23 protein-coding genes and 3 tRNA genes are annotated in these 23,203 nt (G+C 64.1%); 14 read left to right on the forward strand and 12 right to left on the reverse strand.

Annotation, left to right across the window (positions count from 1 at the left end):
• Positions 1-130: 130 nt before the first annotated feature.
• Positions 131-1,126 carry an aldo/keto reductase gene (locus tag ACVOLR_RS17395; RefSeq protein ID WP_481537557.1) on the reverse strand — a complete coding sequence of 332 codons (996 nt, stop codon included), beginning with the start codon at positions 1,124-1,126 and terminating at the stop codon, positions 131-133.
• A gap of 83 nt (positions 1,127-1,209) precedes the next feature.
• On the opposite strand from ACVOLR_RS17395, the gene ACVOLR_RS17400 reads away from it, so the two are divergent.
• Together ACVOLR_RS17400 and yccS are read left to right on the forward strand one after the other, a co-directional pair.
• On the forward strand, positions 1,210-2,130 hold the full coding sequence (locus ACVOLR_RS17400) for a LysR family transcriptional regulator (protein WP_481537558.1): 921 nt from the start codon (positions 1,210-1,212) through the stop codon (positions 2,128-2,130).
• A 91-nt stretch (positions 2,131-2,221) separates the two neighbouring features.
• On the forward strand, positions 2,222-4,411 hold the full coding sequence (yccS, locus tag ACVOLR_RS17405; RefSeq protein WP_481537559.1) for a YccS family putative transporter: 2,190 nt from the start codon (positions 2,222-2,224) through the stop codon (positions 4,409-4,411).
• Between the two features lie 340 nt (positions 4,412-4,751).
• Here the strand turns inward: yccS and ACVOLR_RS17410 are convergent, their stop codons facing one another.
• The gene (locus tag ACVOLR_RS17410) at positions 4,752-5,954 is read right to left on the reverse strand and encodes an MFS transporter (protein ID WP_481537560.1); all 1,203 of its coding nucleotides are present in this window, start codon (positions 5,952-5,954) and stop codon (positions 4,752-4,754) included.
• Between the two features lie 97 nt (positions 5,955-6,051).
• On the opposite strand from ACVOLR_RS17410, the gene ACVOLR_RS17415 reads away from it, so the two are divergent.
• From ACVOLR_RS17415 to ACVOLR_RS17435, 5 genes are all read left to right on the forward strand, one after another.
• Positions 6,052-6,924 carry a LysR family transcriptional regulator gene (locus ACVOLR_RS17415; protein WP_481537561.1) on the forward strand — a complete coding sequence of 291 codons (873 nt, stop codon included), beginning with the start codon at positions 6,052-6,054 and terminating at the stop codon, positions 6,922-6,924.
• 82 nt (positions 6,925-7,006) lie between these two features.
• Positions 7,007-8,896: an MFS transporter gene (locus ACVOLR_RS17420; RefSeq protein WP_481537562.1), complete on the forward strand. Its 1,890-nt coding sequence runs from the start codon at positions 7,007-7,009 to the stop codon at positions 8,894-8,896.
• A 97-nt stretch (positions 8,897-8,993) separates the two neighbouring features.
• A complete protein-coding gene (locus ACVOLR_RS17425; protein ID WP_481537563.1) occupies positions 8,994-9,326 on the forward strand; it encodes a hypothetical protein in 333 nt (110 codons plus the stop codon).
• A 21-nt stretch (positions 9,327-9,347) separates the two neighbouring features.
• Positions 9,348-9,629, forward strand: coding sequence for a CD225/dispanin family protein (locus ACVOLR_RS17430; protein ID WP_282270645.1), 282 nt, complete (start codon positions 9,348-9,350; stop codon positions 9,627-9,629).
• A gap of 45 nt (positions 9,630-9,674) precedes the next feature.
• On the forward strand, positions 9,675-10,091 hold the full coding sequence (locus tag ACVOLR_RS17435; protein ID WP_481537564.1) for a DUF2752 domain-containing protein: 417 nt from the start codon (positions 9,675-9,677) through the stop codon (positions 10,089-10,091).
• 140 nt (positions 10,092-10,231) lie between these two features.
• Here ACVOLR_RS17435 and ampE read toward each other — a convergent pair whose 3' ends face one another.
• From ampE to ACVOLR_RS17460, 5 genes are all read right to left on the reverse strand, one after another.
• Positions 10,232-11,116, reverse strand: coding sequence for a regulatory signaling modulator protein AmpE (ampE, locus tag ACVOLR_RS17440; protein WP_481537565.1), 885 nt, complete (start codon positions 11,114-11,116; stop codon positions 10,232-10,234).
• Positions 11,117-11,189: 73 nt separating this feature from the next.
• The gene (gene nudC / locus ACVOLR_RS17445; protein WP_481537566.1) at positions 11,190-12,095 is read right to left on the reverse strand and encodes an NAD(+) diphosphatase; all 906 of its coding nucleotides are present in this window, start codon (positions 12,093-12,095) and stop codon (positions 11,190-11,192) included.
• Between the two features lie 61 nt (positions 12,096-12,156).
• Positions 12,157-12,543 carry an iron-sulfur cluster insertion protein ErpA gene (gene erpA / locus ACVOLR_RS17450; protein WP_282270651.1) on the reverse strand — a complete coding sequence of 129 codons (387 nt, stop codon included), beginning with the start codon at positions 12,541-12,543 and terminating at the stop codon, positions 12,157-12,159.
• Between the two features lie 32 nt (positions 12,544-12,575).
• Entirely contained in the window at positions 12,576-13,010 is a 435-nt protein-coding gene (locus ACVOLR_RS17455) for a bactofilin family protein (protein WP_481537567.1), read from the reverse strand.
• Positions 13,011-13,012: 2 nt separating this feature from the next.
• Entirely contained in the window at positions 13,013-13,753 is a 741-nt protein-coding gene (locus ACVOLR_RS17460; RefSeq protein WP_481537568.1) for a DUF6776 family protein, read from the reverse strand.
• Positions 13,754-13,921: 168 nt separating this feature from the next.
• Here ACVOLR_RS17460 and ACVOLR_RS17465 point away from each other — a divergent pair, with 168 nt between their 5' ends.
• The 3 genes from ACVOLR_RS17465 to ACVOLR_RS17475 are packed head-to-tail and all read left to right on the forward strand — an operon-like array spanning position 13,922 to position 18,821.
• Entirely contained in the window at positions 13,922-14,563 is a 642-nt protein-coding gene (locus tag ACVOLR_RS17465; RefSeq protein ID WP_481537569.1) for a DUF4126 domain-containing protein, read from the forward strand.
• 17 nt (positions 14,564-14,580) lie between these two features.
• Complete coding sequence (locus tag ACVOLR_RS17470) at positions 14,581-16,401, forward strand: EAL domain-containing protein (RefSeq protein ID WP_481537570.1); 1,821 nt, start codon at positions 14,581-14,583, stop codon at positions 16,399-16,401.
• Positions 16,398-18,821 carry an ATP-binding protein gene (locus tag ACVOLR_RS17475; protein WP_481537571.1) on the forward strand — a complete coding sequence of 808 codons (2,424 nt, stop codon included), beginning with the start codon at positions 16,398-16,400 and terminating at the stop codon, positions 18,819-18,821. The genes ACVOLR_RS17470 and ACVOLR_RS17475 overlap by 4 nt, the downstream gene beginning before the upstream one ends.
• Positions 18,822-18,837: 16 nt before the next feature.
• Here the strand turns inward: ACVOLR_RS17475 and bfr are convergent, their stop codons facing one another.
• The 3 genes from bfr to ACVOLR_RS17490 form a co-directional block, all read right to left on the reverse strand.
• A complete protein-coding gene (bfr, locus tag ACVOLR_RS17480; RefSeq protein WP_481510232.1) occupies positions 18,838-19,308 on the reverse strand; it encodes a bacterioferritin in 471 nt (156 codons plus the stop codon).
• Positions 19,309-19,421: 113 nt separating this feature from the next.
• Complete coding sequence (locus tag ACVOLR_RS17485) at positions 19,422-19,622, reverse strand: (2Fe-2S)-binding protein (RefSeq protein ID WP_296249808.1); 201 nt, start codon at positions 19,620-19,622, stop codon at positions 19,422-19,424.
• Positions 19,623-19,702: 80 nt separating this feature from the next.
• Positions 19,703-20,314: an RNA pyrophosphohydrolase gene (locus tag ACVOLR_RS17490; protein WP_481512344.1), complete on the reverse strand. Its 612-nt coding sequence runs from the start codon at positions 20,312-20,314 to the stop codon at positions 19,703-19,705.
• A gap of 118 nt (positions 20,315-20,432) precedes the next feature.
• On the opposite strand from ACVOLR_RS17490, the gene ACVOLR_RS17495 reads away from it, so the two are divergent.
• From ACVOLR_RS17495 to ACVOLR_RS17505, 3 genes are all read left to right on the forward strand, one after another.
• Positions 20,433-20,509, forward strand: a tRNA-Met gene (locus ACVOLR_RS17495).
• 26 nt (positions 20,510-20,535) lie between these two features.
• Positions 20,536-20,610: transfer RNA gene (locus ACVOLR_RS17500), tRNA-Gln, on the forward strand.
• A gap of 101 nt (positions 20,611-20,711) precedes the next feature.
• Positions 20,712-20,786 (forward strand) — tRNA-Gln (locus ACVOLR_RS17505).
• Positions 20,787-21,383: 597 nt separating this feature from the next.
• Here the strand turns inward: ACVOLR_RS17505 and rpsI are convergent.
• Positions 21,384-21,776 carry a 30S ribosomal protein S9 gene (rpsI, locus tag ACVOLR_RS17510; RefSeq protein ID WP_057626426.1) on the reverse strand — a complete coding sequence of 131 codons (393 nt, stop codon included), beginning with the start codon at positions 21,774-21,776 and terminating at the stop codon, positions 21,384-21,386.
• Between the two features lie 2 nt (positions 21,777-21,778).
• The gene (rplM, locus tag ACVOLR_RS17515; protein ID WP_481516541.1) at positions 21,779-22,207 is read right to left on the reverse strand and encodes a 50S ribosomal protein L13; all 429 of its coding nucleotides are present in this window, start codon (positions 22,205-22,207) and stop codon (positions 21,779-21,781) included.
• Between the two features lie 206 nt (positions 22,208-22,413).
• Here rplM and coq7 point away from each other — a divergent pair, with 206 nt between their 5' ends.
• The gene (gene coq7 / locus ACVOLR_RS17520; protein ID WP_481537572.1) at positions 22,414-23,058 is read left to right on the forward strand and encodes a 2-polyprenyl-3-methyl-6-methoxy-1,4-benzoquinone monooxygenase; all 645 of its coding nucleotides are present in this window, start codon (positions 22,414-22,416) and stop codon (positions 23,056-23,058) included.
• Positions 23,059-23,203 lie beyond the last annotated feature (145 nt).

Genomic DNA, 23,203 nt, shown 5'->3' on the forward strand with positions numbered 1-23,203 from the left:
ATCGCGTGGGGTGTCTTCAAGAGCGGCCGGGATTTCGATCCGACCATGCTGAGAGTAGGTCAAGCCTGCTTCCAGCAGGCTTGACCGCGAACATAGGATCTCGGCTCTACATTTGAAGCAGAGCTCGGCTCTACCGATGCACGCTGCCAATGCTTGCCGCCGGGTAACGCAGCCCCGCAGCCGCATCCACCGGGAACACCGCGTCAATCCGCGCCAGATCCTCGGCACTGAGCAATACATCCAGCGCGCCCAGGTTCTCTTCCAGATACGGCAGACGCTTGGTCCCCGGAATCGGCACCAGGTCATCGCCCTGCGCCAACACCCAGGCCAGAGCCAACTGCCCCGGTGTCACGCCCTTGTCGGCGGCAATCGCATTGACCTGCTCCACCAAGGCCAGGTTCCGATCGAAGTTCTCGCCCTGGAAGCGCGGCGAGTTGCGCCGATAATCACCGTCCTCGAAATCAGCCGGGCTGCGGATCGCACCCGTCAAAAAGCCACGACCCAACGGCGAGTACGGCACGAACCCAATACCCAGCTCACGCACGGTAGCCAATACATCGTTCTGCTCCGGCTCGCGCGACCACAAGGAATACTCAGTCTGCAGCGCAGTGATCGGGTGCACTGCATGCGCGCGGCGAATGGTCTCTGGCGCGGCCTCGGACAGGCCCAGGTAACGCACCTTGCCCTGTTCGACCAGACGCGCCATCGCACCCACGGTGTCTTCGATCGGCACCAACGGATCGACCCGGTGCTGGTAGTACAGATCAATATGATCCACACCCAGCCGCTTCAGGCTGGCCTCGCAGGCGGCCTGCACATACTCCGGACGGCCGTCGACACCACGCGCCTGCGGGTCATTCGCGTCCAGACGCACACCGAACTTGGTAGCCAGGAACACCTGCCCACGACGATCAGCAATCGCCTTGCCGACCAACACCTCGTTGGTATGCGGGCCGTACATGTCGGCGGTATCCAACAGCGTCACGCCACGCTCCAGCGCGCGGTGGATCACCGCAATCGAGGCGGCGTCATCACCACGCCCGCCATAGAAAGCGCTCATGCCCATGCAGCCCAGGCCAAGCGCGGAAACGACGGGACCATTGCGGCCCAGAACTCGGGTTTTCATCGGCAACTCCAACGGGGGAAAGGACTGAGGCAACTGTAGGCCCTCGCCACTATGTCGATAAAGACGGATACTCAGCATTGACCATGAAGCCTGACTTCACAGTAGACCCAAGCCTGTTGCCAGCCCTGGCGGCCTTCGCCTGTGTCGCAAGGCATGCCAACTTCCGCCAGGCAGCTGTCGAACTGGCGGTATCCCCGTCAGCCTTGTCGCAGACCATCCGCAATCTGGAACGCCGTCTCGGCACCCGTCTGCTGCAACGAACCACGCGCCGGGTTGGCCTTACCGAAGCCGGCCAACGTCTGCTGCTCGACACCGCCCCGGCGCTGGCCCGCATCGGCGAGGCACTGCACGCGGTGGAAGCCAACCGCGACGTCGCCACCGGTCAGCTGCGCATCACCGCGCCGCGCTTCGCCATCGAATACCTGCTGCTGCCGCATCTGTCCGCCTTTCATGCCGCCTACCCGCAGGTTGAAGTGGAACTGGCGATGCAGGCAGCGATGGTCGATGTGGTCGGCGAAGGGTTCGATGCCGGTATCCGCCTGGGCGAATCACTGGCTGACGGCATGATCGCAGTGCCGTTGGGGCCGCAGCTGCGCTGGACCGTGGTTGCCGCTCAAAGCTACTTGGACAAGCACGGAACACCGCAGACGCCCGAGGCCTTGCTCGGCCACGCCTGCATCCGCCACCGCAGCAGCACTGGCCGGGTAATGCCGTGGGAGTTCAGCCGCGATGGCCGTGACTTCAGCCTAGATGTAAGCGGACCGCTGTTGCTCAACGACAGCACGCTCGCCTTGCAGGCCGCGCGCGATGGCCTTGGCCTGTTGCAGGTATTCGAGCCCATCGCCCGCGCCGACATCGACGCTGGGCGCCTGCACAGCCTGCTCGGTGCCTGGCAGCCGCCCTATGCGGGCTTCCATCTCTACTACCCATCGCGCGAGCAACTGGCGCCCAAGCTGCGTGTCTTCCTCGATTTCATGCGCGCCGCCAACGTAGCTGCGACGTGACCAAGCCGCTTCAAGACGTATCGCGCTTGCCTGCATCGCGATGGCACCGCAAGCTGACAGTCCATTGACTCCGCGAGCCTCCGCTTCCGGCATGCGCCGCCTCGACCGTCACCTCGGCCAACTCTGGGCCCACGAAAAAGCCAGCTACGGGCTGCGCGTGTTCATCGCGCTCACCGTGGCCATCGCCTATGGCTGGTACGACGGCCATATCGAAGCCATCCCCGGCCTGTTCCTGGGCATCATCGCCAGCGCCATCGCCGAGACCGATGACAACTGGTGGGGCCGCACCAAATCGGTGTTGCTGTCGCTGCTGTGCTTTGTTGCTGCTGCGGCCGCGGTCATCTTGCTGTTCCCGCAACCGCTACCATTCATCGCCACCCTGGCACTGTCCGCCTTCGGCCTGACCCTGCTCGGCGCACTCGGTGAGCGCTACGCCTCCATTGGCCAAGCCACGGTGACGCTGGCGATCTACGCGATGATCGCGATGGACCAGCACCACAACGTCAGCCAGCAACAGGCGCTGCGCGAGGTGATCCCACTGCTGGTCGGCGCGGCTTGGTACGGCCTGCTCTCGATCCTGTGGACGGCGATGTTCGCCAACCGCCCGGTGCGCGAGCGGCTGGCGCGGCTGTTCTTCGAGCTTGGCCATTACCTGCAGCTGAAAGCCGATCTGTTCGAGCCGGTGCGGCAAGGCGATCTGGAAGCACGACGGCTGGCCCTGGCCGAGCAGAACGTGCGTGTGGTGCAGGCGCTGAACATCGCCAAGACCGCCATCCTCAGCCGCTTTGGTCGCTCCGGCCGGCCGGGTGTGCAATCAGGCCTGTACTTCCGCCTGTATTACATGGCGCAGGATTTCCACGAACGCGCCAGCTCCTCGCACTATCCATACGAAGCCTTGGCCGATGCCTTCTTCCACAGCGACGTGCTGTACCGCTGCCGGCGCCTGTTGTCGCTGCAGGGCAAGGCCTGCCAGACGCTGGGCCAGGCCATCCGCCTGCGCCAACCGTTCGACTACGGCGAACGCACGCGAGTAGCCGGCCAGGACCTGCAGTCCTCGCTGCAGTACGTGCGCGAGCAACGCAATCCGCAGTGGACGCGCCTGCTTGGCTCGCTGCAGCTGCTTGCCGCCAACCTATCCAGCATCGAACGGCAGCTGTCCGAGGCTGCGTTGGCCGATACGCCGCTGGAAGGCATCGACACCCGCCTGCGCGATTCCTCACCGCACACCTTGCGCGAGATGGGCAGGCGCCTGCGTCAGGCGCTGACGCCGGGCTCGCTGCTGTTCCGCCATGGCGTACGCATCGCGTTGGCACTGATCGCCGGTTATTCACTACTGAAGCTGGTGCATCCGGAGAACGGTTACTGGATTCTGTTGACCATCGTCTTCGTCTGCCGGCCCAACTTCGGTGCAACCCGCCTGCGGCTGGTGCAGCGCATCGCCGGCACCCTGCTTGGCCTCGGCGTGACCTGGGCCTTGATGCAGCTGTTCCCCGGCACCGGCCTGCAGCTGCTGTTGGCCTTGGCCGCGGCCTTGCTGTTCTTCATCACCCGCACCGATAGATATCTGCTGGCGACCGCCGCAATCACGGTGATGGCGCTGCTGTGCTTCAACCTGATCGGCAATGGCTTCGTGCTGATCTGGCCGCGCTTCCTCGACACCTTGATCGGCTGCGCCATCGCCGCCATCGCCTCGCTGCTGATCCTGCCCGACTGGGAAGGCCGGCGCCTGCACAAAGTGATGGCGCAGGTGATCGCCACCAGCACCGCCTATCTGGACGAGGTACTTGGCCAGTACCGCAGCGGCATGCGCGATGACCTGCCCTACCGCATCGCCCGACGCGACATGCACAACGCCGACGTAGCGCTGTCGGTGGCCCTGGCGAACATGCTGCGCGAGCCGGGCTATGCGCGCGGCAATCTGGATGCGGGCTTCCGCTTCCTCGCCCTGTCCAACACCTTGCTGGGCTACCTGTCGGCCCTGGGTGCGCATCGCGCGCGGGCTGATGCGGTCAATGAGGATGCGCTGGTTGCTGACGGGCATCGGCAGCTGCAGCAGTCGCTGGCTGCGTTGGCTGCAGCCCTGGGCAAGCGCCAGCCGGCGGAACCGCAGGAAGATGAGATCGCGTTGGCTGATGCGCTGGAGCAGATGCCGGATGAGATCGATGAGAAGTCGCGACTGGTGCGCACCCAGCTGGCCTTGATGTTGCGGCTGTTGCCGAAGCTGAGGGCAGCGGCGGAAGAGGCGATGTTGCCGGCGGTGGTGGCCGAGGCGGCACGGTAAGCAAGCCCTTTGGCTTTGCTTCGTGGCTGTAGTTTTGCCGTTGGCTTTTGCACTAGCTGTTGCTTCGGCTTCGGCTTCGGCTTTAGCTTTGGCTGTTGCTTTGGTTGTGTGCAATCCCTTCTCCCGCTTGCGGGGGAAGGTGCCCGGAGGGCGGATGGGGGGAGCTTTGGCTTTGGCTTTGGCTTTGGCTTTGCCTTCAAATCCCAACGATCCACCTACAGCCCAGCGCACAGACGATCCGTTCGCGGAACGATTGCCAGCTTCGCGGCTCACGCCGCTCCCACAAAGTGCATGGTGAGTGCAGGCAATCCTTCAGCGGAGCCGATACCAGCTTCGCGGCCTACGCCGCTCCTACAACAGCACGGCGGGCTGGCATGAAGTACACCAGCAGGCCGATCGCGGAGACCATGCCACCCAGTACGCAGACGCCCGTCCAGCCGTAGCGTGCCCAGGCCACCGTACTCAACACCGAGCCGCTGGCACCGCCGATGAAATAGCAGGTCATGTAGGCCGAGGTGATGCGGCTGCGGGCGCTTTCATCCAGCTGGTAGATCACACTCTGGTTGTTGATATGCACCGCCTGCACGGCGATATCCAGCAACAACACGCCCACTACCAGGGCCGCCAGCGACACTGGCGAGAATGCCAGCACCACCCACGACAGCAGCATCATCAGCAATCCGCCAACGGCCACCGCGCGGCCATGGCCACGATCGCTCAGCTTGCCGCCGCTGCTGGCAGCCAGCGCACCGGCCGCGCCGATCAGACCAAACAAGCCGATCGTGGCGATCGAATAGCCATAGGCCGGGCCGGACAACAGGAACGCCAGCGGCGTCCAGAACACGCTGAAGGCCGCAAACGACAACGCCCCCAGCAGCGAGCGCTGACGCAGCAGCGGCTCATCTCGCAGCAGCACCAACACCGAACCGATCAGGCGCGGGTAAGACAGCGTGGCGCTGGGCTGATGCGCAGGCAGCAGCCGCGCCAGCACCACCGCCAACACCAGCAGCGCCACACAGGCCACCCAGTAAATGGTGTGCCAGGAGCCCAGACCGGTCAGTACACCGGAGGCGGTGCGCGCAAGAAGAATGCCCAGCAGCAAGCCGGCCATGATGGTGCCGACCACCCGGCCACGTTGCTCCGGTTCGGCAAGACCCGCCGCGTGCGCGACGATGATCTGCGCCGCCACCGCGCTGAGCCCGGACAGCGCCGTACCCACCAGCAACTGCATGAAGTGCGTCGCGGTCGCGCTGATCGCCAAACCCACCGCGGCCAGCACGAACAGCACAACGATCAGCCGACGCCGCTCCAGCCTGTCGCCCAACGGCACGATCAGCATCAGGCCAACGGCATAGGCCAACTGCGCCACCGTCACCGCCCAGCCGGCCTGCTCGGCGCTGATCTGGAACTGCTGCGCAAGGATCTGCAGCAAGGGCTGCGCGTAATAGTTGCCGGCCACGATCAGGCCGGTGGCAGCGGCCAGCAGCAGCACCTGGGCCTGGCTCAAGGGACGGTGGCGGGATGGGGATGCGGGGGTATTCATGGGGGAGACCACGGCGGGAACAGGGGCAAGTCTGGGCCGCCGCCATCAATGACGCCAATGTATTGTTTTCATCCCATCCATCTGTTTCAGTGATGGCATGTTTACCCTGCGCCAGCTCGAATTCGCCGTCGCCGTGGCCGAGGAAGGCGGCTTCACCGCTGCAGCGGCCCGCTGCCACACCGTGCAGTCGGCGCTGAGCCACCAGATCGCGCGGCTGGAGGATGCCTTCGGCACCCGCCTGTTCGAGCGCACCCACCGGCGGGTACGGCCCACCGCTGCCGGCGAGGTGTTCCTGCACAACGCCCGGCTGACCCTGCAGGCGGCCGCACGCCTGCAGGAGGAAATGGCGCTGACCCTGGGCACGGTGCGTGGCCGCATCAACATCGGCCAGATAACCTCGCTCAATGTGGTCGATGTGCCGGCACTATTGTCGGCGTTCCGGGCCGCCCACCCTGCCGTCGAGGTACACCTGAAGGCCGGGATGAGCGATGTGCTGCTGGCCGAGCTGGAGCAAGGCAGCCTGGACGTGGCGCTGGTCGGGGTTGGCCCACAGATCAGCCTGCCGCCGCAGCACCGCCTGTTGCACGAGGAAGGGCTGTCACTGGTGATGCCCATCGATCATCCGCTGGCCAGTCTCGTGGCAATCCCGCTACAGGCGCTGCAAGGCCTGCCTTTGGCTGCCCTGGTGCCCGGTGCCGGGGTGCGCCGCATGCTGGATGACGCCCTGCGCGAACGCGGCATCCAGGCCCAGCTGCAATACGAGGTTACTCACAGCGAATTGCAGCAACAGCTGGTCGCTGCCGGCCTGGCGGTTGCAGTGGTGCCTGACAGCATGGCCGCGCGCATGCAGCGCACGCTTGTGCGGCCGCTGGCCGAAGGTTTCCGCTTCCGTACCTGCGCGGTGTGGCGGGCTGACCCGACCCCGGCTGCCCGTGCATTGCTGGGACTGTTGCCCGAAAGCGACGCTTGAGAGGCATCTGCAATGCGAGCCCGGCTTGACCAATACCATCATGCCGTTCTGCTAATGTGCCGCGCAGCACCGAGGAGTCACGATGTCCGGCCACAATCAGTTCGCCCTGCTCAAGCAGCGCCGCTTCCTCCCGTTCTTCATCGTCCAGGCGCTGGGTGCGTTCAACGACAACATCTACCGCCAGGCGATCATCGGCCTGCTGTTCTACCTCGGCGTCAGCAGCGAAGAACGCACGCTGTACACCAACCTGGCGCCGGCACTGTTCATCCTGCCCTACTTCCTGTTCTCGGCACTTGCCGGGCAGATCGCCGAGAAGCTGGAAAAACAGAAACTCATCGTCATCACCACCACCATGGAAATCGTGGTGATGTCGCTGGCGGCGGTCGGCTTCCTTACCCAGAACATGCCGGTGCTGCTGGTGGCGCTGTTCTGCACCGGCCTGCAATCCACCTTGTTCGGCCCGGTCAAATACTCGGTACTGCCATCCATCCTCAAGCCTGAAGAACTGACCGGCGGCAACGGCCTGGTGGAAATGGGCACTTCCATTTCCATCCTCACCGGCATGATTGCCGGCGGCATGATCTTCGCGCTGGCCGGCGCCCATGGTCCGATCGTTGCTGCCGTTGCCATCATCGCGCTTGCGCTGATCGGCAACTTCACCGCACGCATGATTCCGCGCGTGGACGCTGGTGCGCCGGAACTGAAGATCAACTGGAACCCGATCAGCGAATCGCTGGTGGTGCTGCGCCTGGCCAAGAAGCAGAAGGCAGTGCGCAACGCCATCCTCGGCGTGTCCTGGTTCTGGTTCTTCGGCACCGTCCTGACCTCGCAGCTGCCGACTTATGCGGTGGTCAATCTGGGCGGCGACGAAGTCCTCTACATCTTCGCGTTGGCGCTGTTCTCGCTGGGCACCGGCGTAGGCTCGCTGCTATGCGAGAAGCTGTCCGGGCGCATTGTCGAAATCGGCCTGGTGCCGCTGGGCGCCTTCGGCATGAGCGCGTTCCTGCTGGATCTGTATTTCGCGCGTACCGGCGCGGTGACCGTGGCCGGGCTGGATGTTGCCGGCTTCGTCCAGCAGCCCGGCAGCTGGCGCATCATCATCGACCTGCTCGGCATCGGCCTGTTCACCGGCTTCTTCGTGGTGCCGCTGTTCGCGCTGATCCAGAGCCGCACACCGAAATCTGAAATGTCGCGTGTGTTCGCCGCGCTCAACATCCAGAACTCCGGCTTCATCGTGCTGGCAGCGGTGCTGGGCCTGCTCACCCAGAGCGTGCTCAAGTGGAGCATCCCGCAACTGTTCCTGGCACTGGCCGTCGCCAATATCGTGGTCGCGGTCTACATCTTCAGCATCGTGCCCGAGTTCCTGATGCGCTTCCTCAGCTGGGTGATGGTGCGCACCCTGTACCGGCTGCGGGTCAAGGGCGTTGAGGACAATGTGCCGGACGAAGGTGCCGCGCTGATCGTCTGCAACCACGTCAGCTATATGGATGCGCTGATCCTTTCGGCGGTGATCCCACGCCCGGCGCGCTTCGTCATGTACTACAAGATCTTCAACGTGCCGGTGATGCGCTGGATCTTCAAGACCGCCAAGGCCATCCCGATCGCCAGCCCCAAGGAAGACGCCGCGCTGATGCAGCGCGCCTTCGACGAGGTGGATGCGGCGCTGGCTGAAGGCGAGCTGGTCTGCATCTTCCCCGAGGGCGCCTTGACCAAGGACGGCGAAATCGCCGCCTTCAAGTCAGGGGTGGAGAAGATCCTGGCCCGGCGCCCGGTGCCGGTGGTGCCGATGGCGCTGAAGGGCATGTGGTCCAGCATGTGGAGCCGCCGCGATACCCGGCTGGGGCAGATGCGGGTGCCACGCCGCTTCCGCGCGCACATCGAGGTTGTCGCCGGGCCACCGGTGGATGGCGTCCATACCGATGCCCCACAGCTCGAAATCCTGGTCCGCAAGTTGCGTGGTGACGAAGCGTAAGTAGGGGACACCACTTTCCAGAAATAGGACAAGTGGCTAGGCTAGCGCCCTATGTGTCTGCCGGAGACCGCAGCACAGCCAAGGAGCAAGGGGATAAATGGACAACGCCACGCCATCACTGCCAGCCGTACCACCTGCGCCGCCTATCGCGCCGCAGCAGGTACACCACTACTACCATCCGCAGAAATCCGGCGGGATAGCAGCGTTGCTGGAGGTGTTGCCGGGGTTTTTCCAGGTTTTCGGTATTGGTCATCTGTACGCGGGCAACGTCGCCACCGGCCTGATCATCATGTTCGGCTACTGGGCAATTGCCTTCGTCAACTTCCTGCTGTGCTTTGTTTTCATCGGTTTCATCACGTGGCCCCTATGCTGGATTGCCACAATGATCATCTCGCCGTTGACTGCGGCGAATGCCTGCAAGTCACGCTGATTTTTCAAAAAGGAGTTTTACGTGAATACAAGCAGTCCCGCCGTATCCAACAACCTCGTCTGGGCAATTCTGTCCACCCTGTTCTGCTGCCTGCCGCTGGGCATCGTCTCCATCGTCCACGCTGCCAAGGTCAATGGCCTGCTGGCTGCTGGCGACATCGCTGGCGCCCGTGACGCCGCCGACAAGGCCAAGAAGTGGGCCATCTGGTCGGTACTGGGCTGGGTTGTGCTGGTGATCCTGTACGTGATCGTTTTCGTGGTGCTCGGTGTGGGCGGCGCGATGAGCGGCGCTTCCGGCTACTGATGAACCCAACAGGCCGGTCGGATCCGGCCGGCCTGTTGTCCTGATATGCAGTTCCCGCAACACCTGCTGCGCTATATGCCCCTGGCCGCGATTGCCAGCATCGGCGTGGGCGCGGCAGCGGTATTGAGCCGGATCGACCCGAATATTCCGGGCAATCCACTGCCATCCTGCCCGTTCTATGCGCTTACCGGTCTGTGGTGCCCGGGCTGTGGCAGCACCCGCTGCCTGCACGCACTGGTCCATCTGGACCTGCCGCAGGCAATGGCAATGAATCCGCTATTGATCGTGTCCATCGTGCCGGTGCTGGTGATGGCATTGCATGGCGCCGGACTATGGCCGGCACGGCTGCAATGGCTGGTGCGACTGTTCGCCCGACCAATCCCATGGCTGGTGGTGATCCTCTCGTACTGGCTGCTGCGCAACCTGCCCTGGTACCCGTTCAACCTGTTGGCGCCGGGCTGAAGGCCGGGCTCAAAAGCCACGCAATCACGTCGGCCGAGTAAACAGCACGCACCCGGGGCATTCGGCGGGCCGCCTGAAACATCAACAGATTCCTGCTTCCGGGGGACGCAGTGCTTACCCGGGCTACGGCCGCTCTTGGCTCAGCCCACCCAGCCGGCGATCACCAGCAGCGCCAACAAGGCCATCCACAGCAGCAACATGCGCCAGACCAGGCTCATCGCATCGCGCAGTTCCGGGTAGCGTTCGTCTGCCGGGACCTGCCCCGCCAGCCGCGCTTCTTCAGCCTCCTCGACCAGCTCGGCGCCAACGCTGGCGCGTGCGGCCTCGGCCAGAAAACCAAGTTGCAGCGCCCAGCGATTGCCCGCAGCGCGACGCCAGGCCGAAAACACCGTGTCGAAATTACCCACCAAGGCCATCGACAATGTCATCAGCTGCGCCACCGGCCACTCCAGCACCGCCAACAGCAAATCAGCGGCACGCCGCTCCTCAGTGGACAGCAACTGTGATTGCAGGCCTTGCGAGGACTGTGCCAGCAACCGGTACAACACCGCACCCAACGGCCCCAGCAACAGGAACCAGAACAGCGGTGCAAACCAGCGCCGCAGGGCATTGATCGCGGTCGCCTCGACCAGACCCGGCGCGTCCTCGCGCATGCTGCCGCCTGCCGCCTGCAGCCGGGATGCCGCCAGTGCTGCCGCCGGCTCGTCTTCGGCATCGATCACCGCCTCGACATCGCGATCCAGGTCGCGCGGGCCCCAGCACAAGGCCAGTACCGCAATGCCGAACAACAAGGCGGGCAGACCGAACAGACGCTCAGCCAGGGCCCATTGCAGTAAGCCGGTCAACAATACGCAGGGCGCGATCAGCAGCAACACAACGTAATGCGCGGCCGATTCGCCCAGCTGCGCACGCAACCAGCCCAGGCAACGCCCGAACCAGCGCCAATCCCGCAACGTCGCCAGCAGCGCGGGGGCCAGATGGCCGAGCACCAGTGCTGCGATTACCGCTACCAAGGTTGTGAACATGCGATCCCTCCGGCCTTTGATTGTAGGCCCTGCCAGCGCCAAACAACCCGGTGAACCGCTTGGCAGCTCACACTCACTGGCGCTGACTCTGGTACCACTGCTCGATCAGGGTGCGCGCAATCGACAGCCGCGGTGGCAGCAGGATGCCCAGGCCGTCGTCATTGTTCTCTCGCTGCAGCGCCGCGCCGACCTCCTCGACACTGAACCAGCGCGCGTCTTCCAGCTCACCATCCACGGTCGGCACGTCATCGTGCGCGCTGGCACGGAAACCCACCATCAAGGCGCCCGGGAACGGCCACGGCTGGGTGCCCTGGTACTGCGCCTGGATCACCCGCACCCGCGCTTCCTCGAATACTTCACGCGCCACGGTCTGCTCGAAGGTTTCACCGGGCTCGACAAACCCGGCCAGCACCGAATAGCGGCGCGCGACCCAGCTGCTCTGCCGGCCCAGCAACAGGCGGCCATTGTTTTCGACCGCGACAATCACCGCCGGGTCTACGCGTGGGTAGTGCTCGGTGCGGCATTGGTCGCAATGGCCAATGAAACCGAAGCGACCAAAGCGCACCGGCGAGCCACAGACACCACAGAATCGATTGCGCGAATGCCAGTACGACATCCCGCGTGCATAGCAGAACACGTCGGCCACCTCGGCCGGCCAGGTCACTGCGGCCTGGCGCAGGTCCATGCGCTGCGGTGCCTGCACACTCAGCGTTGCCGCCTCGGCGACAAACCAGGCGCAGCCTTCACGCAGTCCAAGGAAGATCGCCGTGCCCGGGCCACCGCCCAGATCGGTGCCACTGAACAAGGCCGGCTGCCGGTCATCATCGGCAAACGCGGTGCCATCAACGTCCAGCACCAATACCTGCGCCGTCGGCCATAAAGCGGCCAATGCATCGGCATCAGCACGCAGCGCATCGGCACGGTCCAAGGGCGCACCAACAAAGGCGTGCCCGACAAAACGGGATTCAGAATTCAGCATCCGTCAGAGCCTGACGACAAAGCACAGCAAGCGCAACCAGCCGCGGTACGGCCAGAACGGCTTAGACAGAGAAGCTGCTACCGCAGCCGCAGGTGGTGCGGGCGTTGGGGTTGCGGATCACGAACTGTGCACCGGTCAGGCTTTCGCTGTAATCCACCTCGGCGCCCATCAGATACTGCAGGCTCAGCGGATCGACCAGCAGGGTCACGCCTTCGGTGACCACCGCCAGATCGTCTTCGGCACGGTTTTCATCGAACTCGAAACCGTACTGGAAGCCGGAACAGCCGCCGCCCTGGATATAGACACGCAAGGCGAGCGCAGCGTTGCCCTCGTCCTGGATCAGCTCACGCACCTTGGAGGCAGCCGCCGGAGTGAAATTCAGCGGGCGATCCAAGGACTGGTAATCAGGCGCCGGCTGCACGCCGGGCAAGGAAACTAAGGTGCTCATGGCGCTCAGGATGGGGGCGGCAAGCCCCTGTTTCAAGCCGTCGTGGCTTCAGCTTTCTTCGACTTCTCGGCGGTTTTGGCTTCCGGCGCCGGCAGTGCGGCCATCGCTGCGGTGTGCAGCAGGCGGCCGTTGAGCTGCGCACCGGCGCTCATTTCCACCACCGTGTAATGCACGTTGCCGGTGACACGGGCGCTGGGGCTCAGCTCGATCCGCTCGCTGGCATGGACATCGCCTTCCATGCTGCCACTGAGCACTACCACGGCGGCGCGGACTTCGCCTTCAATGCGGCCCTGTTCAGCCAAGGTCAGCATCGCCTTGGCGCCTTCCTCAGCAATTACCTTGCCGATGATGCAGCCTTCCACATACAGGCTGCCGCTGAAAACCACGTCGCCGCGGATTTCCACCTGGGAGCCAATCAAGGCGTCTACGGCCAGGTCGGTGTCGTGCTTGGACTTGCTTTTGAACATGTTTATTCCCCTCTGCCGTTGCCAGCGAGTTTCCAATCGAATGTCTGGTTGGAGCCCCCCCCGGATCCGGACAGGGAGACTCGCACACGTTGCGGTGTGAAATCCCGGGGCAGCATCACGCTACCGTCCAGTTGTTGGAAATAACGGAAGGAATAATCCTGCCCCGGTGCGCCTTTGCGCTGATGTAGGTCATCCCAGCTGACGGTCGTCAGCTTTCCGTCCTTCACACCCTCAACCGAGAACCGCATCTGGCCCTGACTGATCGCACCGCGATTGAGATTCTGGGTCAACACCACGCTGTAATGCCAGGTGCCGGCCGCTTCCGGGGTGAACTCCACCGAATGGGTGTTCAGTCCCTTGCGCTGGCTGGTGGAACCGACCAGACGTTCATAGAAGGCAACGTCGGCACGCAGGCCGGCAATCTCTTCGTCGCGCTCGCCCAGCGAGGTCTGCACTTCGCTGTTGGCGGCGCGGCTGATCTTGTCCGATGCCTCCAGCGTGGCCTGGCGCTGGCGCAGTTCTTCCAGCTGGCTGCGCTGCTGTCCTACCAAGGCCTCGCTCTGGCGCAGCTTCTCGCGCATGCCGCCAGCATCGGGCGAGGCGTAGCGCGCCGCCAGCCAGCCAACCAGTAGCAGCGACAGCAGCCACGCTGCCGCCAGAACAGCAATCGGCACCCAGCCTGGGCGCGGGGCCGCGCCACCACGCGGGGTGATCTGGAAACGTGAGGAAGGTCGGTTGGTCATGGCAGGCTCCAGTGCCCCCGGAAGGGCGACACCCGTGCTCGGTCTGAAACGACGGACCAGTGTAAACGACACTTATGTACATGCGCTTATTCGCTGACGGCTGGCAATCACCGCAGGCATGCTCGATAGTTGCGATCCTGCTCACAGTATCCGGCCGAATCACCTCCCATGACCGAAGCCCACGTATTCGTCATCGGCATCCTGCTGGCCTGGCTGGCCGGCATCCGTGTCTATCTGACCGTGTTCGGCGTCGGCATGGCCGGGCTGATGGGCTGGGTGGACCTGCCGCCGGCATTGCAGGCCACCGAATCCTGGTGGGTACTGGGCACTTCCGGCGCCTTGGCCGTGGCCGAGTTCTTTGCCGACAAGATACCCGGCGTGGATTCGATCTGGGATCTGCTGCAGACCCTGGCGCGGGTCCCGGCCGGCGCTTTCCTTGCCGCTGCCACCCTGTCACCCAATGGCGAGCTGAGTACCGGCGTATTGGCCGCAGGTGCCGGCATCGCGCTGACCAGCCACGGCCTCAAGGCCGGCACCCGTGCCCTGCTCAACACTTCGCCGGAACCGGCCAGCAACTGGATGGCCTCGTTTGCCGAAGACAGCGTAGTGATCGGCACCTTGGCGCTGGCATTGGCGCACCCGTGGCTGGCACTGATCTTCGTACTCAGCGCCAGCATCATTGGCGCCCTGACGGTATGGCTGGTGTGGCGCATGCTATGGCGCGGACTCAAACGCATGTTCGCCAGCACCGACACGCCAGCTTCGGCACTATCCAAGCCAGGTGACCACTCACTGCCCCCCGCCCCGTGAGCACATACTCTCCATCGATGGCCAGCAACGACACTCTTACCACCGCTAACCGCCCGCTACGCGCGGAAACCCCACCAGCCGATTACTGGCAGCGCTGGAGCGTGCGCAATGCGCCGCCCACCGAGGCCGTGCAGGCACAGCTCAAACCCAGCGCCGACGCAGCTGCGGCCGCCATGGCCAGCGATGTCGGCGATGACACGCCCTACCGCGTGCTGATCGTCGAAGACAACCGCTCGCAGGCACTGTTTGCGCAAAGCGTGCTGCACGGCGCCGGTATGCAGGCCTTCGTGCAGATGGACGTGGAAGGTGTGCAGCAGGCCATCAGTGAGCACCGCCCGGACCTGATCCTGATGGATCTGCACATGCCCGGGCTCGACGGCATGCGTCTGACTGCGATGATCCGCCAGCAGCCACACCAGCAGCTGCTTCCGATCGTGTTCCTGACCGGCGAAGCCGACCCTGACCGCCAGTTCGAAGTACTCGACTGCGGCGCCGACGATGTGCTGGTCAAACCGATCCGGCCGCGCCACCTGGTCGCCGCCGTCGCCAACCGCATCCGCCGCAACCGCATGCAGGCGCCGGGCAAGGCCGATGCCGGCCCGCTGATGAACAACCCCGAGACCGGCCTGCCGACCCGCCACAACGTGATGCAGCAGCTGCAGACCGCCATCGCCGAGCAACAATCGGCCGGCCTGATGTTCATCGAGATCGCCAGCGCGCTGGGCCTGCGCGAGCGCTATGGCTATGCCAGCTACGAGCGCTTGATGGTGCAGGCCGGGCAACGTCTGGCCGAGAACCTACGCCCGCACCAGCTGGCGCGCCTCAATGACAACAGCTTCCTGCTACTTACCCGCGGCATCGAGGAAGCGGCTGTACCGGCGTTGGCGCAACAGGTCCGCGATGGTCTGTCCGCGCAGCCCTTTGCACCACGCGAAGACGAATCCGTGTTCCTGCGCTGCGTGGTCGGCCACGCCAACCTGTCGCAGGATCTGCACGATGCCGACGCCGCGCTGGAAGCGGTGGAGCGCACCGCCCTGCAGGCGCGGCTGAGCAGCACCGGCATTGCCGCCTACGAGAGCAACGACGTCACCATCAACAACGAACACCTGGCCCTGCTGGATGGCCAGATCGAACTGGCCTACCAGCCGATCGTCGCGGTCGCCGGCGGCGACACCGCGCAGTACCAGCTGCTGCTGCGCCTGCGCCAGAGCAACGGCACCCTGCTGTCTGCCGGTCAGGTGATTCCCGCGGCCGAAGCGGCCGGGCGCATCGCCGACCTTGACCAACAGGTCGTCGAACACGCGCTGGGTCTGCTGCACCTGTACCAGTTCGCGCAGCCGCCGATGCGCTTGTTCGTCTCGCAGTCGCTGCGCTCGCTCTCGCGCAGCGCCTATGCCGAATGGCTGCTCACCGCACTGAAGGAACGCGAGGTCGCAGGCAACGGCCTGGTCATCGACGTGCGCCTGTCCGATGCACTGGTGCATGCGGTAAGCCTGCAGCAGTTCTGCGCGCAGCTGATGCCGGCCGGCGTGCAGTTCTGCCTGAGCCAGTTCGAGCCCGGCGACGAGGCCAATGCCTTGCTGAGCCAACTGCCACTGAGCTTCGTACGCATGGCCGCACGCTACGCCGAAAGCCATACCAACCAGAAGCTGCGTGACGAACTGCGCGCCACCATCGACCTTGCCCACCGCGCCAACCTGCAGATCATCGGCCAGCAGATCGAAGATCCGCAGGCTGCCGCCGCAATGTGGATGGGCGGTATCGACTTCATCCAGGGCAACGTGGTGCAACGCGCTGGCAGCGAGCTCAACTTCGACTTCCAGAACGCGGTGCTGTGAGCGCGGCTGCATCGGGCGCTGCGCGCGGTTGGGCACTGCTGGCAGCAGGCTGCGCCGCCGCTGCGTGCGCGGCCAGCTTCATTCCCGCCGTCCCTGCCGTCGCCGCCGCTGCCAGTGCTGGCGTCGCCGTGGTCGCCGCACTGCTGGCAGCCATTGGTGCCAGCCGCCAACAACGGCAGGCGCATGCCCTGCAACTGCAGCTCGAAGAACAGGTACTGGAAAACACCCGCCTGCAGGTTGCCGCACAGGACCACAGCACGCTGCAGGAAGCACTGCTGCAAGCCAAACAGGCCGCCGAAGCCGCCACCCTGGCCAAGGGCGAGTTCCTGGCCACGATGAGCCATGAAATCCGCACGCCCTTGAACGGCATCCTGCCGATGTTGGAACTGGTGGCACAAGGCCCGCTGAGCCTGGACCAGCGCAACATGCTCGATACCGCCACCGACAGTTCACGGCAGCTGTTCCGCATCGTCGACGACATCCTCGATTACTCCAAGCTGGAAGCGAACCGGCTGGAGCTGGAAATCACCACCTTCAACCTGCGCGAAACCCTGGACGGCATGTTGCGGCTGATGCAACGCGCAGCCGAGCACAAAGGTCTGCGCCTGTCGCTGCACATCGACCCAGCAGTGCGCCTGTCGGTACGCGGCGACCCGGTGCGCCTGCGGCAGATACTGGGCAACCTGTTGGTCAACGCGATCAAGTTCACTGAACTTGGCGAAATCAGCATCCATGTAAAGCGCCTGGGCGAAACCGCGGCGCAGCACCGCCTGCGCTTTGAAGTGCGCGACACCGGCATCGGCGTGGATGCAAGCCAGCAACAGCGACTGTTCAACGCCTTCACCCAGGCCGACGCGTCCACTACCCGCTTGTACGGCGGCACCGGGCTGGGGCTGGCCATCTGCAAGCGCATCGTCGACCTGATGCATGGCAGCATCGGCGTGCACTCCGAGCCCCTGCGTGGCTCCACGTTCTGGTTCGAAATTCCGCTATTGAAAGTCATCGGCGACCTGCATCAGCCCGATCACCTGCGCAAAATGCGCCAGGTGCTGCTGGTCACCCCCGAGCAGCGCCTGCGCCAACGGCTGCAGTTGATACTGCCGAACTGGGGCTACCAACCTGTTATCGCCAACAACCTGCAGGAAGCATTGGAACGCCTGCGCATGCCCACCGTGTCCGGCATCTTCCACGCCGTGATCGGCGACCTGGAACCCCTGCGCAACAGCGCCCCGGCCCTGCAGCGCGCGATCGAGCGCATGGATCAGAGCCGTCCACGCCTGCTGTGGTTGTACGGCGATGCACCGATCGCCGAAGGGCTGCGCGATGGTGCCACTTTGTTGCCGCGCCAACTGCCCGATACGCAGCTGCGCAATGCGCTGGCCGAACCGCTGCAGCTTGCTGCCAGCCCACCCCCCTCACTCCTGCCAAGCAACGCCTTTGCGGCTGCGATAACGCCTGTTGCGGCTACGTCCACTTCGACAGCGGCAGCAATTGCACCGGCAGGCTTCCCGGCAAGCGCGCAAAGCAAGCCGGTGACGGCGCCAGCCGCGGTCACCAGCAACGCCAACGCAGGCGCAGACCTGGCTGGCATGCTGGTGCTGTTGGTCGAGGACAATTCGGTCAACCTGATGGTCGCGCAGAAACTGCTGAAGGTCCTCGGCGCCAGCACCGAAGCGGCTGAGAACGGCGCCATCGCCCTCGACAAGATGCACGCCAAACGCTACGACGCGGTGCTGATGGACTGCCAGATGCCGGTACTGGACGGCTTTGCCGCCACCGGCCGCTGGCGCGAGCACGAAGCCAGCAGCGGCGCCAGCCAGCGGCTGCCGATCATCGCCATGACTGCCAACGCCATGGCTGGCGACCGCCAGCGCTGCCTGGACAGTGGCATGGACGAATACCTGTCCAAACCCATCTCCCGCGCACAACTCCTGAACTGCCTGCTGGCCTTCAAGCCAGCATCCACCGCAACTGCCGATCCGGTTACCAGCATGCCCAGCCCCGACCTCTCCGCCAACGCACTGGCCGCCGCCTCCACCGCCCATACCGATGGCATCACCGCCTCGATACTGGAGCGCAGCGTGCTGGACGAACTGTTCGAGATTGCTGGTGACGAGATCAACGCCATCATCGACGTGTTCCTGGACGAGACCCCGCAACTGGTGCGGCATCTGCAGGAAGCAGCAGTGATGCCCGACCTGAAGCGACTGGGCGAGCTGGCGCACAGCATGAAGTCTTCAAGTGCCAATGTCGGCGTACTGGCCCTGTCCGAAGCCGCGCGCCGGCTTGAGCACGGCGCGCGCAGCGGCACGCTGGAGCGGCCCACCGTGATGGTGGCGCTGATCGTGGCGGAGTTTTCGCGCGCGCGCATGGCGCTGGCCGGCTATCAGGCCGAACAGCGCGCGCAAGCGCAGGAGTGATCCCGCTGCAGCGGGATCAGTCTTCCAGCTTGGTGAGCAGGTAGTTCGGCTCGCCAATCCGCTCGATCAGATCAAGCTGGGTCTCCAGCCAGTCGATGTGCTCTTCCTCGGAATCGAGGATCTTCACGAACAGCTCGCGGCTGACGTAATCACTGATCGATTCGGCATAGGCGACTGCATCGCGCAGCACCAGCGCCGCCTCATTCTCCAGCGCCAGATCGCACTTGAGAATCTCGGTGGGGTTTTCGCCGATGCGCAGCTTGCCCAGCGCCTGGAAGTTGGGCAAACCTTCGAGGAACAGAATGCGATCAGAGAGCACGTCGGCGTGCTTCATCTCGTCGATCGATTCCTTGTATTCGTGTTCGGCCAGCTCGTTCAAGCCCCAGTTCTTCAGCATCTTGGCGTGCAGGAAGTACTGGTTGATGGCGGTCAACTCGTTGTAGAGGACCTTGTTGAGAAATTCGATGACCTTGGCGTCGCCTTTCATGGCGCTGACTCCGACTAGAGGAACGAGCGCACTTTACCGGTTGCCGGCAGACAATGAAGGAACGCGAATCGTGATCATTAGCCACCGCCGTTGGCGGTGGCGACGAAGCCTGTTCAGGCCGCCCGCAGCAGCGGCAAGGGCAGCTCGCGGGTGGCGCGCGCCTGCTCCAGCAGGCCGGCCGCCATGTCCAGGCAGGAACCGCAGTTGGAGCCGCAACCGGTGCGCATGGTCAGCTCAGACACCGTGTCGCAGCCAGCAAGCGCGGCTTCACGGATCTGGTGATCGGTAACTCCATTGCAGATGCAAACGTACACGGCTTGACGCCCCAGAACCCGGCACCTATCGGCCGTGCCAGCATTCAATCGCAAATGCGAATGGTTGTCAATTTCGTACGTTAATCATTATTAATCTTCTTGCCGCGCCAAACCCCTGGACGCCGCGGGCGCTTGCGCGGGCGCTCATGGCCTGCGCTGCTACCCGGCATCCAGGCCTCCTGGGCGGACGCAGGCATCGCCTGCACCCCCTGGCCTGCGATGCCCCGCGCCAGAGGCGCCAGATGACGCAGCGCGCGTGCGTAAACGCCACGCTTGAAGATCACCACGTGCTCCACCGGATACCAGAAGTCGACCCAACGCCAGTGATCGAACTCCGGTGTGTCGGTTTCATCCAGCCGCACATGCGCCTCGTCGCCGGTCAGGCGTAGCAGGAACCAGACCTGCTTCTGACCAATGCAGACCTGCTTCTCGGTGTGGCGTATGGCCCGCGGAGGCAGCCGGTAGCGAAGCCAACCGGGGGTCGCCCCCAGGACTTCAACGTGTTCAGGCAGCAGGCCGGTTTCTTCCTGCAATTCGCGATACATGGCCTCGACCGGGGTTTCATCGGTATTCATGCCACCCTGCGGGAACTGCCAGCCATCCCGGCGCACACGTCGTGCCCAGAAAACCTGCCCGTCTTCCCGCATCAGCACTATGCCGACGTTCGGTCGATAGCCGTCCGGATCGATCACGATGCGGACTCCTAAAATTTCTACTGCCGGGGACTCTGCCATGGCTGCTGTCATGCCACAAGCACAGAAAAACCTGTTGACAAAACCTCACGACACCACCAGAATTACCGGCTCCCAAGGCTATGTAGCTCAGCCGGTTAGAGCACAGCACTCATAATGCTGGGGTCGGTGGTTCGAGTCCACCTATAGCCACCATGGGACGCAGGTTAGACCTGCACTACAGCCCCGTCGCCAAGCGGTAAGGCATCTGACTCTGACTCAGACATTCGGAGGTTCGAATCCTTCCGGGGCTGCCAAATATAAAAGGCCTGATCGAAAGATCAGGCCTTTTTCTATTCCAGACCATCACACCCAGACCACCCAGCAGGCCGGGTGTGCGATAATCTTCACGCACCATAGCCCCGTCGCCAAGCGGTAAGGCATCTGACTCTGACTCAGACATTCGGAGGTTCGAATCCTTCCGGGGCTGCCATTTATAAAAAGGCCAGATCGAAAGATCTGGTCTTTTTTTATGCCTGGCATTCCAGGTTCTGGATGAGCAGGAGCAGAAGCTCAAGAGCCAAAGCCCCCCCCTGCCCTAGGCGCAAGGAAGGAGGGGTAACGGCGCCACACCCTAGATCTGAACGCGCACAGCAGACAATCCCCTCCCTTGCGCGCAGCGCAGGGGAGGACTGGGGAGGGGGGCCTCGGCTCTGGCTCTGGCCCTGGCCGCGTGCCGTCATTCCCGCGCAGGCGGGAATCGCTCTTCGACTCTTAGGCCTTTAGACCTCCAGCCCTCCAGCCCTCCAGCACCTCCTCCGACACAACCGGAGACACAACCGGAGACAAACGCAGGAGCCAGAGCGATTCCCGCCTGCGCGGGAATGACGGCATACATCTGAAGCAAATGCCAAGAACAAAGAACCAAGCAAATGCCAATGCAAAAGCCCAAAGGCAAAGACAAAAGCAAGAGCAAAGGCAAAGCCAACAACCAAGCACCTGCCCCCCAATCCCAGAAACGACAAAAGCCCGGCCGAAGCCGGGCTTTTGCTTTCCCAGTGGGATTCCGAAGAACCCCACCCCGAAGCGATTAACGCTTGGAGAACTGGGTGGCGCGACGTGCCTTGTGCAGGCCGACCTTCTTACGCTCGACTTCACGGGCGTCACGGGTCATGAAGCCAGCCTTGCGCAGCTCGGACTTCAGGGTTTCGTCGTACTCGACCAGCGCACGGGCGATGCCCAGACGGATCGCACCGGCCTGGCCGGTGGTGCCGCCGCCGGCAGCAGTGACAAGAATGTCAAAGCTTTCGGTGTTCTGGGTCAGTTCCAGCGGCTGACGCACGATCATGCGTGCAGTCTCACGGCCAAAGAACTCGTCCAGCGGACGGCCATTGACGGTGATGTTGCCAGTGCCCTTGCGCAGGAACACGCGAGCGGTGGAGGACTTGCGGCGGCCAGTGCCGTAGTTTTGAGTGATAGCCATGATTAGATATCCAGAACCTGCGGCTGCTGTGCTGCGTGCGGATGCTCAGTGCCTGCATAGACCTTGAGCTTGCGGTACATCTGACGACCCAGCGGGCCCTTCGGCAGCATGCCCTTCACAGCGGTCTCGATGACGCGCTCCGGGTGACGCTCAAGCGCCTGCTCCAGGGACTCGGTCTTCAGGTTACCGATGTAACCGGTGAAGCGATGGTACTTCTTGTCCTTCAGCTTCTTGCCGGTAACAGTGATCTTGTCGGCATTGATGACGACCAGGTAATCACCGGTGTCAACGTGCGGGGTGTAAACCGGCTTGTGCTTGCCACGCAGGCGGCGAGCCAGCTCGGTGGAGAGACGGCCCAGCGTCTTGCCGGCGGCGTCAACGAGGTACCAGTCGCGCTGGACGGTCTCGTTCTTTGCAGTGAAAGTGCTCATAAAGAACTCAGGTAGGTCGGGCTGATTTCGGCGAGATGAACCACCGGAACTTTGCCACGCGTTGTGAAGGTGAAACAGAAGAGGCGGGATTGTACTGGCCACACGCCACCGGCGCAACCCGACGCCTGAACGGGCACCCCGCCCCGGCCTTGGCAGGCTGCGGGCCAGCAGCGAGAATCGGACCTACCCCACTGCACTGCCCCGCCATGATCACCGCCCGCGTACACACGCCACTGGACCACCTGTTGACCGAAGCCCAGCGCGCACTGGATACGGTGTTTGGCAATCCGCCGGCAGCCCGCCCCAATCCGGCCGGCGACACCCCCGAGGTGGTACTGGAACCAGCCGAGGTCCGCCACGCGGCCGGGCTGATGCGTATCAACCACGTCGGCGAGGTCTGCGCGCAAGGACTGTATTTCGGCCAGGCAGCGGTCGCCCGCGACCCGGCCACGCGTACACACCTGCTGGAAGCCGCACAGGAAGAGACCGACCACCTGAGCTGGTGCGCCGATCGCCTGCGCGAACTGGACAGCCGCCCCAGCCTGTTCAACCCGCTGTGGTATGCCGGCAGCTACACCATCGGCACCCTGGCCGGCCTGCGCGGTGACGGCTGGAACCTGGGCTTTGTGGTGGAAACCGAGCGTCAGGTGGAAGCACATCTGGACGAGCACCTGCACACCCTGCCGCCGGCCGACCAGCGCAGCCGCGAGATCCTCAAGGTCATGAAGCTCGATGAAGCCCGCCACGCCGAGCACGCCGAACATGCCGGCGCGCGCAAGCTGCCGTTCCCGATCCCGTCGGTAATGGCATTGGCGTCCAAGGCTATGAAGGCCGTGGCCTACAGGATTTAACGCCCCACATGTAGAGCCGAGTCATGCTCGGCTGGGGCCTTACCGGTAGCGCTTCACCTGTAGTGGGGGGGGGGGGGGGGGGGGGGGGGGGGGGGGGGGGGGGCGGGGGGGGGGGGGGGGGGGCGGGCGGGGGGGGGGGGGGGGG

It is taken from the genome of Stenotrophomonas sp. STEN030, from assembly GCF_056759995.1.

Excerpts from the sequence above, each read along its gene's own strand:
- ACVOLR_RS17400 (WP_481537558.1), top strand. The coding sequence starts at position 1,210 with ATGAAGCCTGACTTCACAGTAGACCCAAGCCTGTTGCCAGCCCTGGCG.
- rplM (WP_481516541.1), bottom strand. The coding sequence starts at position 22,207 with ATGAGCACTTTCACTGCAAAGAACGAGACCGTCCAGCGCGACTGGTAC.
- ACVOLR_RS17455 (WP_481537567.1), bottom strand. The coding sequence starts at position 13,010 with ATGTTCAAAAGCAAGTCCAAGCACGACACCGACCTGGCCGTAGACGCC.
- ACVOLR_RS17425 (WP_481537563.1), top strand. The coding sequence starts at position 8,994 with ATGGACAACGCCACGCCATCACTGCCAGCCGTACCACCTGCGCCGCCT.
- ACVOLR_RS17435 (WP_481537564.1), top strand. The coding sequence starts at position 9,675 with ATGCAGTTCCCGCAACACCTGCTGCGCTATATGCCCCTGGCCGCGATT.
- ACVOLR_RS17395 (WP_481537557.1), bottom strand. The coding sequence starts at position 1,126 with ATGAAAACCCGAGTTCTGGGCCGCAATGGTCCCGTCGTTTCCGCGCTT.
- nudC (WP_481537566.1), bottom strand. The coding sequence starts at position 12,095 with ATGCTGAATTCTGAATCCCGTTTTGTCGGGCACGCCTTTGTTGGTGCG.
- ampE (WP_481537565.1), bottom strand. The coding sequence starts at position 11,116 with ATGTTCACAACCTTGGTAGCGGTAATCGCAGCACTGGTGCTCGGCCAT.
- rpsI (WP_057626426.1), bottom strand. The coding sequence starts at position 21,776 with ATGGCTATCACTCAAAACTACGGCACTGGCCGCCGCAAGTCCTCCACC.
- ACVOLR_RS17460 (WP_481537568.1), bottom strand. The coding sequence starts at position 13,753 with ATGACCAACCGACCTTCCTCACGTTTCCAGATCACCCCGCGTGGTGGC.
- ACVOLR_RS17465 (WP_481537569.1), top strand. The coding sequence starts at position 13,922 with ATGACCGAAGCCCACGTATTCGTCATCGGCATCCTGCTGGCCTGGCTG.
- ACVOLR_RS17410 (WP_481537560.1), bottom strand. The coding sequence starts at position 5,954 with ATGAATACCCCCGCATCCCCATCCCGCCACCGTCCCTTGAGCCAGGCC.
- ACVOLR_RS17420 (WP_481537562.1), top strand. The coding sequence starts at position 7,007 with ATGTCCGGCCACAATCAGTTCGCCCTGCTCAAGCAGCGCCGCTTCCTC.
- coq7 (WP_481537572.1), top strand. The coding sequence starts at position 22,414 with ATGATCACCGCCCGCGTACACACGCCACTGGACCACCTGTTGACCGAA.
- bfr (WP_481510232.1), bottom strand. The coding sequence starts at position 19,308 with ATGAAAGGCGACGCCAAGGTCATCGAATTTCTCAACAAGGTCCTCTAC.
- erpA (WP_282270651.1), bottom strand. The coding sequence starts at position 12,543 with ATGAGCACCTTAGTTTCCTTGCCCGGCGTGCAGCCGGCGCCTGATTAC.
- yccS (WP_481537559.1), top strand. The coding sequence starts at position 2,222 with ATGCGCCGCCTCGACCGTCACCTCGGCCAACTCTGGGCCCACGAAAAA.
- ACVOLR_RS17415 (WP_481537561.1), top strand. The coding sequence starts at position 6,052 with ATGTTTACCCTGCGCCAGCTCGAATTCGCCGTCGCCGTGGCCGAGGAA.
- ACVOLR_RS17470 (WP_481537570.1), top strand. The coding sequence starts at position 14,581 with ATGGCCAGCAACGACACTCTTACCACCGCTAACCGCCCGCTACGCGCG.